Raw genomic sequence first — 12992 nt, 5'->3', positions numbered from 1 at the left:
TCCTCGTGTGCCGGGTCGTCAGGGTTGTGGCAGGCCAGCCCGAGCTCGAGCACAGACTGCCCGGTCGGTAGAACCCGGGACGGGTTGACGATCGCGAGACCGAGACCGATCCAGTCGACATGGTCGAACGACAGCATCGAGCGCACGAGTCGGGTGGTTGCCGCGTTGATCCGCATCATTGTGCCGTCGTGCAGCGGACTCTTCCCGGCATGCCAGTTCTCGACGGGTGTGTTGCGCCACACGGCGAGCGTGATGCGGGTGGCAGCGAGCCACAGCAGGGCGTCGTCGTCGAGGTGCCCGAACCGCTTGGCGCACTCCTGGGCGCCGTAGGTGATCAACTCTTCCGGTTTCGGCCACCTGTGGCTGTCGGGCCCTTCAGGCCCTTCAGGCGCGTACTCGTAGTCATCGGCGTACTCGTCGAGGATCGCGCTCAACTCGGCTGCGCTGTAAGCCTCGCTGTACTCGGAGCTGTCCGGCTCCTCGACGGTGTACATGTCGTGGTCCCAGGAGACGTACACATCGCCCCAGAGCACGACGTCATCGCACTCGCTGGCGTTGTCCGTCACAACCGGCCTGATGGTGATCGGGGCAGTACGCCCGTCGGTTCGCTCGCCGTCCTTCTCGGCAGCCCATGCAGTGATGACCCCGAGCGGCTTCGGAAGGAGAGGACCGACCTCGGTGATGCTGAACGGCTCGTCGTCGTCATCGGTGTCGAACCGGCTGTTGACGAACGCGACCGCCTCGGAGGGCGAGCTGACGATGGACTGGGTACCACTCTCGTTGTCAACCACTCGCCACAACGCGCTGTTCTTCACGATGCTCTCCGATCGCGGTGAGTGCACCCGGGGCGGGTGCGATGCGCCGGGTCGCTCGGCACTGACTCCAATTATGGGCTGATCAACCCGTCCGTAGTCCCGCAGGCGCTTGTCAGCGACGACGCTCGGGACGTTCGTGTGCAACGAAGGTGTGTGAGTGGGTGGAACGGATGGTTGCCGATGCAGGTTCGTGACGCCCCGGGCCGCGTTGCAGCCTGCTGGACAGCCTGAGGAAATGACACCGATCTGAGACAGCCGCCTGCCGACACAACGTGAGACTCAAGGGAAATATCCAGGTCACAGGGTCGGCGCCTGACACTGAAATCGAGAACCTACAGGCCCGCCGCATTCTTCGCCACCCAAGCCGCTCTTCAACCGCATCATTGTTCGTTGCGTCCCCTGCCAGGTACACGCAGTGGACACCCGTCGCCGGATGGATCCGCTCAACCAGACCGCGCCGTACAGCACAGCACACGCCCGTCTAATCCAGCGTCTCGCGGGCAGCCGCGGTCCCTCCTGCCGCAGATCATCCCGCCGCAGCTGTTCCTCGCTCCGTAGAGGGGGGAAGTTGCCGCAACCGACCTCGTCCTTGGCGAATGCCAGGCGCTCCGCCTCTTCCCGCTCGATCAACTGCCGCACAGGATGCCGCACATCACCCACTACATTAATCAACTTACGGATGCTTTCACCTGACGGCAGGTCGCCAGGACCCCACAGCGAGAGCCCAAGGAGTCCAGATGACGCTCTCTTCGCCTGGTGCACGGGCCGTGGACTTGCGCGTTGAGTCGGTTGATGACGTTCTCGAACACGTGGAGCGGTCCCTTCAGATGCAATTGCTCCGTGACACCGTGCTGTGCAAGCGGCGCTCGGTTGGGGCGCAGACGGACCGCGGAACCTGGGTGAGGGTTGAGCGGCGCAGCTTCGACCGGATCGGAGCACAGGGCTGGAACGGCACCGAGGCCGCAGCGGTCTTGCATGGAGTGTCTATGCCGAAGTGGTACGCGGGGCTGGCGTGGCGCGAGCGGGACGAACCGGTGATGTGGCGGGCAGACGAAATGGCGCTGGTCACCGCCCCGCCCGTAGGGCAAGCCGCCCTGGTGATCGAGGATCCTCAACTGTCGGACGGCTGGTGGGCGGCGCTCAATGCTTCGCTGGACGCACTCGCCGCGCAGCGCACGCACCGCATCGCCACTCCGGACACCGAGACGGCCACCCAGGAACTGGTGACTGGGACGATCCGAGCAGTCTTCCCCGAAGTAGACGCCACCGTGGATGAGTGGACGCCGGCACATGCGGATCTGACGTGGGCGAACGTGACCGGGCCCGAGTTCTGCATCCTCGATTGGGAGGATTGGGGGATGGCGCCGCGCGGACTGGACGCGGCCACCCTCTGGGGGAACTCCCTTGCCGTCCCCGCCCTGGCCCAACGAGTGTGGGCGGAGCGTCGGCCAGACCTGGAGAGCAGGTCTGGCCGGCTGATGGCCCTGTTCTTCTGTGCGAAGGTCGTAGGGCCGCACGCCCATCCCCAGGATCCCCGCTTGGAGCCCGCCCGGAAGGAGGCGGCGCGGCTCATCGCCGAGCTTCACTCCTGACGGCGGTTGCGCACGAGGCTGCGGTAGTGGCGGACGGCCTCCTCGTCCACCGCGAAGCTCTGGGCGTTGGTCAGCTCTCGCAGGTGGTCGGGGTTGTCCGTGCCGACCGCTACCGCGTTCACGGGCGGGAGGTGGTAGGCGGCCCTGAAGGCAGCCTGCACCGGGGTGGCCTGCTGCCGGGAGCAGGTAGGACGGGGTCCCTCAGTCAGCCCCCGCACCCTGCCGCTCCTCTTCCTCCCCTTCGGCTGCGCCCCTCCGGCCGCACGGGTTTATGCGAGGACACGCATAGTCGTGTTCGTGCATAGACGCTGCGCCCCGCCCCCTCTAACGTCATGGGCGGGCGGCCCAATCGGGGCCAGAGCAAGGGGGTTTGGCATGTCCGAGCGTTCGGCACTCACCCGGCTCACGGGCAATGGCAACGGCGAGTGCGGAGAGAAGGACTGCCCGAACGTGTACCGCACGGCCGCGGGGTCGTTCGTGGTGCAGGGTGACGTGTCCGACGCCTTCACCCCGCCCGCCGGGGAAGGGCTTGTGGAAATCCCGGAGGCGGTTCTCAGGGAGGCGTTCCGTGCACTTGGATGGTGACGCCTGGAACGACTGCTTCGATTCCATGGAGCGTGAGGCGTGGAGGCTGGAGACGCTGCCCGTCTACACCATGCCCCAGGAAGCGGAGAAGTTGAAGCGATTCCTCGCCGGGGAGAAGTCGCCGGACGATTACACATCGGCCTGGATGGATGAGGTCCGGCAGTGGGCCTCGGAAGGAAAGAGAGTCGGCAGGGTGCACGTCGTGACCCGCCCGCTCTCGGACTACCTTCGGTTCGAATTCGAGTACTACTACCGGCACCACGTGAAGGCGGGCGAGGATATCCGTATCCTCGACCTCACCGACCGGGAGAACCCGGGACTTCCAGATCAGGACTTCTGGATGTTCGACGAGTCCAAGGTGGTCCTGATGAACTACCGGGCGGACGGGACACAGATAAACCGGGAGCTGTACGAGGGCGACCCGGAGCCCTACCGGCAGTGGAAGCGGATTGCCATTGCCAAATCCGTGCCGTTCCTGGAGTACGTGAGCAGCGGGTGACGTTCGATCCTGAGCAGCTCGGGCAGCCGAAACAGGAACTGGCGGCCCTGCTGAAAGAACTACGCAAGCGAGCTGGCCTCACTGGGGACCGGCTCGCTCGGCGTTGCAACATGTCCCAATCGAAGATCAGTCGGATCGAGAATGGGAAAGTTCAGCCGAGTCTGCTGGATCTGGAAAGGATCCTCCGGGCCGTGGTGGCTCCGCCCGAGGTCATCGAGGAGGTCGTTGCCCTCGCGAGGCTGGCCAACACCGAATGGCAAGACCTGCGCTCGCTCCGGCGTAGGGGCCTGGAGAAGAAGCAGACTGAACTTGCCGCCCTTGAATCCTCGTCCACGGAGTTCCGCTTCTTCCTGCTCTCGATGATTACAGGACTGCTGTCCACCCCTGAGTACATCCGCGCCAGCCTTGCCCATTCTCCGGCCGATGTCACTAAGACGATCGCGAGGAAGTTGGAGCGGCAGGAGGTTCTTTACGACACGAAGAAGAGGTTCACTTTCATTCTCACCGAGCAGGCTGTGAGGTGGCCACTCCTGCCCCCGGCTGCGATGGCGATGCAGATTGACCGGCTGGCCTCACTGACCCACCTTGCGAACGTGAAGCTCGGCGTCATCCCCATCGCGGGATACAAGCCCATGGCTCCGATGGACACCTTCACTATCTATGACGACACCCTGGCCACCGTGGAGAACACCACCGGTGTCGTGATCCTGAGAGATCCACGCGACATCGAAATGCACTTGGAACTGTTCTCCACGCTTGAGGGTTATGCGCTGTTCGGGGACGAAGCGCGAGCCTTGTTGGCGGAGTGGTCCGCCGCCTGCCGTTCATGATCTTTAGTCCATGACGGGAAAGAACTACACAGCCGTCGCTTTGTAGGCCAATGATTTCCCCCATGGCAGCGACCGGGCGAAACGAAAAGTGGGTCCGCTACGGCGTGGGGTGGCGGCTGGGGTATCGGCGGAGGTTCGGCCCTGACGCTGGTGTGCGCTCATGACGACCGGGTGCATGACTCTCCGGGTGTCATACGACGGGGGCCGGATGTAGGACTCGGTGCGCATGGTGCAGGTGAACCACCGCAACGCAGTGATCTCGGGTCCGCCGACCAAGTCCCCGCCGTCCGGGTGCCCGCGGTGCACGGGGCGCCCGTCGTCGCCAAGGTCGGCGTCCGCCGCGCTCGTCGCTGTCCCTTTGCTTCCTGCCGGAATCCCGGTGGGAGTCCCCGAGAAGAGAGAGGTAAGTCCGATGGTGGAAGAGAACACCACGTCGGCCGCCCCCGAGGGGGGTGGACTGCTCGTCGCGAAGCGGAAGATCGTGGCCGCGCGCACGCGTGCCGAGCAGGAGTCGGACGTCAGCAGTGGCCGTTCCGACGGCAACGACTGACGGGAGCGCCCACGTTGCTTGATGCAGCCTCGTGGGCGGGGCGTCTGGGCGGGGACAGGTTCCTCGCCCAGACGTACCACCGCTCGTACGCGCACTTCCCCGGGGTCGCCGACGTGGCGGGTCTGTTCTCCTGGGACGACCTGAACCGGATCATTGCCACGCAGCGGCTGGAGCCGCCCCGGCTGCGCCTGTCGGCTGACGGCGAGATGGTGCCGCTGCACCGCTACGCGATCCCGACAACGAACCGCCGCGCGGTCACCTGGTCCCGTATCCAGCCGTCCGACTTCCACGCCCAGCTCAGGGACGGGGCGTCGCTGGTCCTCGACGCGGTGGAGAAGATCCACCCCGCCGTGGGGGCGGCTGCGGAGGGGCTGGAACGCTTCCTCGGGACTTCCGTGCAGGCCAACGTGTACGCCTCGTGGACCGAGCGGGAGGGCTTCGGCCGGCATTGGGACGACCACGATGTCGTCGTGGTGCAACTGCATGGCTCGAAGCGGTGGCGCCTGTGGGGGATGACCCGTGAGGCGCCCACCTTCAGGGACGTGGAGTCGCCGGAGGAGCCGGAGGGCGACCCGGTGGCGGACCTCGTTCTGTCCCCGGGTGACGTGCTCTACCTGCCGCGCGGGTGGTGGCACTCGGTCACCGCCGATCAGGGGACGGAATCCCTTCACCTCACGTTCGGCATGGTCCCGCACACCGGCGCTGACCTGATGCTGTGGGTCGTCGATCAGCTCCGGGCGTCCCTCGCGCTGCGCCGGGACATCCCGCGCTTCGGCTCGCTGGCGGAACAGTCGGACTTCATCGACGCCGTACGACGTGAGGTGGCCGACATGATGGCGGACCCCCGCCTCGTGGAGCGGTGGGCGGAGTCGATCGACACGACAGACCTGGGCCACGCGATTCCGTCCCTGCCCTACGTGGACGGACTCCCCGCACGGAGAGAGATCACGGTCAAGCTCACCGCTCCGAGAGGTCGCCTGACGGCCAACCGCGAACAGGGCACGGTCACCTTCTCCGCGGCGGGTACCGCGTGGGACTTCGCTGAGTCCGCGGCGCCCGCGCTGGGCACGCTGCTGACCAACCAGCCGACCACGCTCGGGGAGGTGGCCGACTCCGCCGGGCTTGAGGTCAAGGAGGTGGCCGAACTGGTCTCCGTCCTCATCGACGGCCACGCCGTCGCAGTCGTGGGGACGGCACTGTGACCGCCGCGCTCTGCCTGGGGACATACCGCGTGCGTGCCGTCAGTCAGGCGGCACGCGCCGCCCTGGCCGCAGGTAGCCCCTGGGTGGACACGGCACCCAACTATGGTCGTGGTCAGGCGCATGAGGAGCTGCGCCCGGTGCTCGGGGAATACCCGACCGTGCGGGTAGCCACGAAGACGGGGTTCTTCACGGAGGAACAAGGCCGCAGCGCCCTGGCTGAGGGCGTGCTCACCCGGGAAGAGGCGGCCGGTAGGCACAGCCTTGAGCGAGGCTTCGTCCGCTGGCAGACGGAGCGATCCTTGGCCGAGCTCGGGCGCGTGGACCTGGTGTTCGTGCACAACCCCGAGCACCACGGGCACGGCCCTGACCGCGCCGCTCTGCACGGGCGCGTGCGGGAAGCCTTCACGGCGCTGGAGGAATTCGCCCATGCGGGCAGGATCGGCGGGTACGGCGTCGCCACTTGGTCGGGCCTGACCTCCGGAGCGTTCAGTGTCGCCGAGTTGCTCGCGCTCGCACGCCAGGCGGCTGGTTCCGCCGAGCATCACTTCACGGGCATGCAGATGCCCGTCAGCCTGATCATGGATGCCCCGATCAGACAGGCCCTGAACGGCGGCGGACCACTGGTACAGGCGAAGGACGCCGGGCTGATCACGTTCGGCTCCGCTCCCCTGCACGGGGGCGAACTCATCGACGCCATGACACCCGAACTGGTGAACCTCATCCGCCCCGGCCTGTCGGCCGCAGCCGCTGCCATGCTGGCCGCTGGCTCGTGCCCCGGCCTCGATGTCGTCCTCACCTCCGCGAGCACCCGCGAGCACTGGGACGATATGGCCAAGGCTCTGGCTGCGCCGCTGACGGCCCATGAACTCAGGAGGGTGACGGATGAACTCGCCGGTGAATGAGGAGGTACGAGCCCTGATGGAGGCAGCCCACGACCGGGCGGCCAAGGCACTGGGCCTCACCTGCACGGGTCCGCTGGCGTGGGGCTTCCTCGGTGTCACCCTCGGACGCCGAGCGGAGGACCGGTGGCTACGGGTGAGCCGGACGGCGAAAAGGAACGCGGGCAGGAAGCAGGGGGAGGGCATCGTCGGGGCTTCCCAGCTCCTACCCGAAGGCGTCCCGCGCCCCCGCCTGCATGGGGTGCACGACTGGACTGACGGCGAGTGGGCCTTCGAGGCCGAAGTCCTGGACTACCTGACGCAACCCGTGGTGTCCCCGGACAGAGCCGACATCGACCACGATCCGGCGCTGCCTGACGAATGGTGGGCGGACCTTCGCCAAGCCCTTGCCCTGCTCGCTGAAGCGGAGGGTGTGAAGACGACCGTCCGGGACGGATGGATCGAACGAGCCTTCCCCCAGTTCCTCGGCATCCCGGCCCCCGCCAACGTGGAGCGGGTGACCGGTCACGGTGACCTGCACTGGGGCAACCTCACCGCCGAGCCCCTGTGCCTGCTGGACTGGGAGCGGTGGGGCCTGGTGCCCTTCGGCTATGACGCGGGGCTTCTCCACGCCAACAGCCTGCTTGTACCCGACGTAGCCGCCCGCATCCGCAAAGAGTTCGCCGCCATCCTCGACACCCCCGCCGGTCGAATCGGGGAACTCGCGGCCCTGGCCGAGATGCTGCAAGCCGTGGCCCGTGGCTGGTACCCCGACCTTGCGCCCCACCTTCTCGCCCGAGCGGAGGCACTCACGGGAGTGCGCCCGCCCGTTCCGGTGCACTCCGAGGTGAGCGCCTGACTGCGCCCCTGCGCGCCTCTCTCAGGCCCTCTCTGCCAGGTGGTCGTAGAGGGTGGCGCGGTGGACTCCCAGCGCCTTGGCAATGCTGGTGACGCTCTCGCCCTTGTCGCGTCGCGCACGGGCTATGTCCAGCTTGCCGTCCCCACCCGGCCGCGGGGCATCACCGGAGGACCCAGCGTTGTCGGACCGGAGACTGTCGTACCGGCTGTGGACGGCCGTGAGCTCCTCAACGGCGACCATCAGGCTGCTCTTGGTGGAGGGAAACCTTGTCGGTCGATCGCACGTCGCTGTGGACGTACACCTGCGGGCCTTCACTGCGGATGCCGGCGTCACGGGCCTGCAGTACGAGGAGCTGCGAGCTGTGTACGAGGAGGCCGCCGCCGCCCTCGGACACGAACCGGGCGGGATGGAGCACGCGGTATGGCGGTTCAAGTCGAGGGCCGTCTGACCCGCCACCCTAGGCCGGCCGCTGCTCGGCGACGCCCAGCACGCTCACCCGGATGCTCTGAATCCTCGGATCGACACGGCGCCCTCGACCGTGATGGTCGAGAGCGCCGTTGCGGGCGCGTCAGCGGGTTGCTGTCGCCTTGGCGAGGGCCTTGTCGAGATGCTGGCCGACCAGGGCTGGCGCGCCGGAGACGATGAGGAGCAGGCTTCCCTCACGTATCGCGGTCTGCTTGACGACGCTGTCCTGCCCACCGGAGGTGAAGGTCATCAGCTGGCTCCACTGCTGGTCGCCGAGCCGGGGCGCGGTCGTCTTCTGTGACGTGACGTTGATGGCGGTGCTGCCGGAAACGACTTGGTAGGTCGGGCAGCCGGTCATGGCGTCGAAGATCCGATCGATGCCGTCGGACAGCTTCGCGGAGGTGTCGCTGTACAGCTCCTCGGAGACCTCCGAACTGGCGCTGCCGCCGGTGTAGGTGAAGGACACCTTCGCCTTGTTGGGGAAGTCGAGGGAGCCGCTGGCCGCCGCGTCGCCGCCCAGCTTCTCCAGGGCGGGGCAGCCGGTGACGGTGACGTCGTCGTGGCTGGAGGTGTCCTCCGGCTTGCGGGTGTAGTCGGACCCGAGGTCGCTCTCGTCGAGCAGGCGGGGCTGAAGCGCGGCCGACGACAGCGGGGCGTCGCTCTGCTTGGTGGTGGCCGGGTGGTCTGCGGGGGCGGAGGACGGGGAGGTGGACTTCGCCTGGCTGGTGCCGGCGGAGCAGGCGGGCAGGGTGAGGGCGGCGGCGGTGAGGCCGAGGGCGGTGATGGTGAGACGAACGCGCATGGGTGAACTGACCCCTGTGGTGCTCGGTGACGGTTGGACAGTGCGGGCCCGTGGGCCCGAGAAGGGGCCGAAGGAGTGGAGGTCAGCGGTGGCCGAGGTGCCGCAGGCAGTCCTCGAACGTGGCGTGGATGGCATCTCCCGGGCCGGAGTGTCGGTTGAACCACGCGGTGTCGAGACGGGTTTCGTGCTGCTGGTGGCCGGCCTGGCAGCGCAGCCAGACCTGGTCGTGGGTGGAGAGGATGAGCCACTCGCGGTAGGCGCCGCACTCGGCGCAGGCGACGACCTCGCCGTCCAGGACGAGAGGCCACGGCCAGGGCATCACCCGGCCGTCGAGCTGGTCGTGGCTGGGGACGCGCAGCTCCGGCGGGAGGAAGTCGTCCACAATCGGCGCCGGCTCCGCGAGCTGATGCTCCTGCTGCATCTGCAGGACCGGTGGCACCTGGTCGGCCATCTGCAGCCACGCCTCGTACGCCCGGCGCTGCACCTCGCTGAACTCTTCCTCTTCCGCGCGGCGGCGTCGTCGTATCCGGTGAAACACCCGGTGTCCTCCCTCGTCTCGTCCTGCACGCGTCATGATCGTGCGCGAAGTCCGCTGACCTGTTCAATTCACAAAGTCCACAGTCACGACCGGCCACGCCCAGGCCGGGCCTGTCCGGGGATGTGCTGCCCGGCGCGCTGTGCCGAGCGCTGTGCGGCGTGAGCGTCGGGCACCATGCCGGTGGTATCCGCAGGCAGGTCCGCTGCCCGGCGCAGCCGCCACACCAGGACGTCGCTGACGGACTCCGCCGTGTCCAGCTCCCGCCGACCCGCGGCGTCGGCGAGCAGGGCGGCCGGGTCGTGGCCGGCGGCTTCGGCGTCGGCGAGGGTGGCGGCGAGCGCGTACCAGCCGGGCTCGGCGAGGATCTGCTCGGCCAACTCCGGCAGCGCTGTGCGCAGCACCGTCGTCTGCCGCTGCCGCAGCGCCCGGCCCAGGCGCCGGCCTCGCTGGTAGAGGGCACCGAGGGGTTGAGCGGCGGCGGCCTGGTAGGCGGCGCGCAGATGTTCGGCGGCCTGGCGGGCGGCGGCGGCCTGCTGGGCGTGGTTCTTCTTCGCGTGCCAGTGGGCGGCGGCGGTGATGAGGAAGAACAGCATGTCGATCGCCATCGCGGTGGTCGCGCCGTCCTCGCCGCGGCCCAACGCCGGACCGCTATAGACGAGGTCACGGGCGGCCTGCCGCAGCGCTCGGTCGTGGCCACGCTCGGCGCGGACGTGGGAGCGGGAGGCCCGCTCGAACGCGAAGGCGGCGTCACGCAGTTCGCGCCTGGTGCGGGCCGCGGAGGTCTTCGCGAGCGCGTCCAGGACCTCGCCGGCAGCGGCAATGTACGCGGCGGCGATGGCGTCGTCGCCGTGCTCGATGACGAGCACCGCGTTCCACGCGGCCGAGGCCGTGCGTCGGCGGGCGGCGGCCGGGTCGCTCGGCGCCGCAGGGGTGGGCACGTCTGCCGGTGTGGCGTCCTGGTCGCGAGTGTCGGCGGACCAGCGCTCCCGGATACGGGGCAGGGACAGATCGGGGGCCAGGCGGGCGCCGGGGTAGAAGACCGGTTCGCCGTCCTTGTTGCGGTCGTCGGGCAGGGCGACCTTGTAGCCGAGCAGGTCGCCGGAGGGGGCGACGCGCTTACGGATGATCAGGCCGGCGGCGGCCAGCCGGTCGAAGAACTCGGTCTCGCTGCTGGCGCCGGCCACCGCGCGGCGCACGGTTTCGCGCAGTTCCTCCCGCGCGGTGCGCTCGCGGCCCTGACGTTCGGCTTTGTGGCGCTCGGCGCTGGTGGGGCGTTGGGCCGCGGTGCCGTCGCCCTTGTTGAGCCGGCGCAAGCCCAGCTCCGCTTCCAAGGCGCGGGCCTGGGCCTGGGCGCGAGCGGCGTCGTGGTCGAGGTCGGGCTTGTAGCCGTCCTCACGGACGAGCGTGGCGACGATGTGAATGTGGTCGTCGGCATGCCGGACGGCCACCCACCGGCAGCCCGCGCCCTGTTCGGGGTAGTCGATACCGGTGGCGGCGACCATCCGGCGGGCCACCTCACCCCACTCCTCGTCGGTCAGGATCCGGTCCTCGGCACTGTTGCGGACGGACAGATGCCACACGTGCTTCTTCGGCCGGTCAGCCTGGTCGATGTTCTCGACGGGTTGGTCCAGGAGCTGCTGGAGCTGCTTGAGGGTGGCAGACGGGTCGCGGCCGGGGTCGGGAGCGTTGTGGTCCCACGAGGCGACCAGGTGCGGGTCGATGTGCTCCTCGTGCTTCCCGGGCCCGTAGAGGTAGTAGAGGAGACCGATGGTGCGCTGCCCGCGCTTTTGTATCCGGGGGATCATGCTGCTGTCCGAGGTCGTCGCTGGGAGTGGCGGGATGCGGGGCGGTAAGGGGAGCCAGCTCAGCGCTGCTCCAGCAGTCGGTCTGTGGCTGCCTGTACGCGGGTCACGGCGCGCTGGACCGCCGCGACGACCGCGTCGATTTCCGTTGGCTGGCCGCCGGAGTTGATGGCCCGGGCTATCTGGTTGAGGTTGTTGCCGACTTGTCCGAGGTGCCGGCGTGCGGCGAACAGCTCGGCGATCAGCTCGCGGTGGCCGGCGATGGCGGCGGCGGTGCTGTCGAGGTCGTGAGCGGCGGCGAGCCCGCTGCGGGCGAGGAAGCCTGGCAGGCTCGTACGGGTCGCGGTGGCGGCAGCGCAGAGCAGGGTCTTCTCGTCGCCGTTCAGGCGGACGCTGCAGACGTATTCACGCTTGTGCGAGGGCGGCTTGGGCGAGCGCTTGCGCGAGGTTTTCTTCGCGGCGCGCGGCTTGCGCAGTGAAGGCGTCTCCTCCAGCTGCGATCCTCCCTCGGTCGCTGCCTCACGGACCAGCACCCCCCGGTGCTGGTCCGCTCTCGCCACCCCCGGGGCGGGCTTGGCCAAGGCGCGCTTCCCCGACGGGGAAGAGTGTCTTGGCCGATAACTTGCTCGCCGCGAGACCGAGTTGGAGTCGGGAGCAGGTTCCGGGGCGGTGCCGGTCTGGGTGGGGTTCGTCATCAGGATTCGGTCCTCGTGGAGCGGGTGTGCTGTTGGATGCTCGCGGCCAGCGCGAGGACGTCGGCCGGTCCCGTAAGGACGCGGACGGATCCTTCTGAGTGGCCCTGGACGAGCCACTGGCCGGTAGGCGCGAGGACGGCGGCGTGCAGGAGTCTCCGGCGGACCAGGACGTCCGCCCAGGCGCTGGCCTCGACGACCGTGGGCTCGGATGAGCGAACAGGACGCGGAATCAAGGCGTGTCTCCTCAAGCGGGGCGGGTGGCCCGGCACGGAGCCGGGCCACCCTTTGCGATTAGGGCCTTGAGTGGGGTTTTGCCGGTTCAGCCGCACTCGGGGCAGCGACCGACGTGGCTGTTGAGCGCGCGGGCCATCCGCTGCTTCGTCGAGGCAGCCTGCTTCGCGCTGGACTTCGCCGCCGGCCTGCCCTCGTGCCGCTTTGAGTGGGCGAGCATGAAGCCGATCTCCCGCTCGTACTCCGCACGGACGGTGTCGAACTGGTGGCAGGTCTTCATCGGGCGGAGCTCCTTGTCGTCGTGGTGGCGTCGCTCCGCAGTTCCTGGAGGACGAGGCTCAGCCGGTCGTTCCGGCCGCCCTTCAGGCCCTCACGGCGGAGAATCTCCCGCAGCTGGACCCGGGTGACGGACTCGTTGCCGTCCCGTTCGAGCAGGGCAGAGACGTGCGGACGGACCTGCTGGACGAGCTGGTCCACCGACTGCTCGAGCTCCCGCGGCGCGCGCTGCGTCTGCGGGCTGCGGGACCGGGCGCGATTCCCCTTGGTCTTAGTCCGGGGCTTCGTGGCCGTCTTGCTCCGCAGAGGCACCGTGTGTCCCCGGTCCCCGGTGGGCTCGGTCCCCGTGTCGGTGTCGTTCGGTCCCCGGTCC

The 12992-nt window shown here is 68.5% G+C and carries 18 protein-coding genes and 1 pseudogene; 9 read left to right on the top strand and 10 right to left on the bottom strand.

Features of this window, described 5'->3' with window-relative positions; translation table 11 throughout:
• The coding region (locus AC5WS8_RS38125) for a hypothetical protein (protein WP_496108069.1) at window positions 1-815 on the bottom strand (815 nt) is incomplete at its 3' end.
• A gap of 737 nt (window positions 816-1552) precedes the next feature.
• On the opposite strand from AC5WS8_RS38125, the gene AC5WS8_RS38120 reads away from it, so the two are divergent.
• On the top strand, window positions 1553-2407 hold the full coding sequence (locus AC5WS8_RS38120; RefSeq protein ID WP_496108068.1) for a hypothetical protein: 855 nt from the start codon (window positions 1553-1555) through the stop codon (window positions 2405-2407).
• On the opposite strand, the gene AC5WS8_RS38115 is transcribed toward AC5WS8_RS38120, so the two are convergent.
• Window positions 2398-2625, bottom strand: coding sequence for a hypothetical protein (locus tag AC5WS8_RS38115; protein ID WP_496108067.1), 228 nt, complete (start codon window positions 2623-2625; stop codon window positions 2398-2400). The two genes, AC5WS8_RS38120 and AC5WS8_RS38115, sit on opposite strands and share 10 nt — an antisense overlap.
• A 157-nt stretch (window positions 2626-2782) precedes the next feature.
• Between AC5WS8_RS38115 and AC5WS8_RS38110 the strand changes: the two genes are divergently transcribed.
• From AC5WS8_RS38110 to AC5WS8_RS38080, 7 genes are all read left to right on the top strand, one after another.
• Window positions 2783-2992, top strand: coding sequence for a hypothetical protein (locus AC5WS8_RS38110; protein WP_055493664.1), 210 nt, complete (start codon window positions 2783-2785; stop codon window positions 2990-2992).
• On the top strand, window positions 2976-3491 hold the full coding sequence (locus AC5WS8_RS38105; protein WP_055493665.1) for a DUF6879 family protein: 516 nt from the start codon (window positions 2976-2978) through the stop codon (window positions 3489-3491). Before AC5WS8_RS38110 ends, AC5WS8_RS38105 begins: the two co-directional genes overlap by 17 nt.
• The gene (locus AC5WS8_RS38100) at window positions 3488-4321 is read left to right on the top strand and encodes a helix-turn-helix domain-containing protein (protein WP_040896666.1); all 834 of its coding nucleotides are present in this window, start codon (window positions 3488-3490) and stop codon (window positions 4319-4321) included. The genes AC5WS8_RS38105 and AC5WS8_RS38100 overlap by 4 nt, the downstream gene beginning before the upstream one ends.
• Before the next feature lie 412 nt (window positions 4322-4733).
• A complete protein-coding gene (locus tag AC5WS8_RS38095; protein WP_006143122.1) occupies window positions 4734-4871 on the top strand; it encodes a hypothetical protein in 138 nt (45 codons plus the stop codon).
• A 14-nt stretch (window positions 4872-4885) separates the two neighbouring features.
• The gene (locus tag AC5WS8_RS38090) at window positions 4886-6073 is read left to right on the top strand and encodes a cupin domain-containing protein (protein ID WP_365730567.1); all 1188 of its coding nucleotides are present in this window, start codon (window positions 4886-4888) and stop codon (window positions 6071-6073) included.
• On the top strand, window positions 6070-6975 hold the full coding sequence (locus AC5WS8_RS38085) for an aldo/keto reductase (protein WP_496108066.1): 906 nt from the start codon (window positions 6070-6072) through the stop codon (window positions 6973-6975). Before AC5WS8_RS38090 ends, AC5WS8_RS38085 begins: the two co-directional genes overlap by 4 nt.
• A complete protein-coding gene (locus AC5WS8_RS38080; RefSeq protein WP_402424409.1) occupies window positions 6956-7810 on the top strand; it encodes a hypothetical protein in 855 nt (284 codons plus the stop codon). Before AC5WS8_RS38085 ends, AC5WS8_RS38080 begins: the two co-directional genes overlap by 20 nt.
• Window positions 7811-7831: 21 nt before the next feature.
• Here the strand turns inward: AC5WS8_RS38080 and AC5WS8_RS38075 are convergent, their stop codons facing one another.
• Window positions 7832-8050 (bottom strand): helix-turn-helix domain-containing protein, encoded by a 219-nt coding sequence (locus tag AC5WS8_RS38075; RefSeq protein WP_496108065.1) that lies wholly within the window; start codon window positions 8048-8050, stop codon window positions 7832-7834.
• A 49-nt stretch (window positions 8051-8099) separates the two neighbouring features.
• On the opposite strand from AC5WS8_RS38075, the gene AC5WS8_RS38070 reads away from it, so the two are divergent.
• Window positions 8100-8258 (top strand): hypothetical protein, encoded by a 159-nt coding sequence (locus tag AC5WS8_RS38070; RefSeq protein WP_496108064.1) that lies wholly within the window; start codon window positions 8100-8102, stop codon window positions 8256-8258.
• A gap of 120 nt (window positions 8259-8378) precedes the next feature.
• On the opposite strand, the gene AC5WS8_RS38065 is transcribed toward AC5WS8_RS38070, so the two are convergent.
• The 7 genes and pseudogenes from AC5WS8_RS38065 to AC5WS8_RS38035 form a co-directional block, all read right to left on the bottom strand.
• The gene (locus AC5WS8_RS38065; protein WP_496108063.1) at window positions 8379-9077 is read right to left on the bottom strand and encodes a hypothetical protein; all 699 of its coding nucleotides are present in this window, start codon (window positions 9075-9077) and stop codon (window positions 8379-8381) included.
• Between the two features lie 82 nt (window positions 9078-9159).
• The gene (locus AC5WS8_RS38060) at window positions 9160-9615 is read right to left on the bottom strand and encodes a hypothetical protein (protein WP_496108062.1); all 456 of its coding nucleotides are present in this window, start codon (window positions 9613-9615) and stop codon (window positions 9160-9162) included.
• Window positions 9616-9698: 83 nt separating this feature from the next.
• Complete coding sequence (locus AC5WS8_RS38055; RefSeq protein ID WP_496108061.1) at window positions 9699-11420, bottom strand: relaxase/mobilization nuclease domain-containing protein; 1722 nt, start codon at window positions 11418-11420, stop codon at window positions 9699-9701.
• A gap of 59 nt (window positions 11421-11479) precedes the next feature.
• Window positions 11480-11998: a plasmid mobilization relaxosome protein MobC gene (mobC, locus tag AC5WS8_RS38050; protein ID WP_496108060.1), complete on the bottom strand. Its 519-nt coding sequence runs from the start codon at window positions 11996-11998 to the stop codon at window positions 11480-11482.
• A gap of 113 nt (window positions 11999-12111) precedes the next feature.
• Entirely contained in the window at window positions 12112-12345 is a 234-nt protein-coding gene (locus AC5WS8_RS38045) for a hypothetical protein (RefSeq protein ID WP_361226269.1), read from the bottom strand.
• Window positions 12346-12431: 86 nt separating this feature from the next.
• Window positions 12432-12623: a hypothetical protein gene (locus tag AC5WS8_RS38040; protein WP_055493674.1), complete on the bottom strand. Its 192-nt coding sequence runs from the start codon at window positions 12621-12623 to the stop codon at window positions 12432-12434.
• Window positions 12620-12992, bottom strand: a pseudogene (locus AC5WS8_RS38035) (hypothetical protein); the annotation flags it as partial. The gene AC5WS8_RS38040 and the pseudogene AC5WS8_RS38035, both read right to left, overlap by 4 nt.

The organism is Streptomyces sp. PTL18 (genome assembly GCF_059510295.1).
This window is presented reverse-complemented; position numbering and strand designations above follow the sequence as displayed.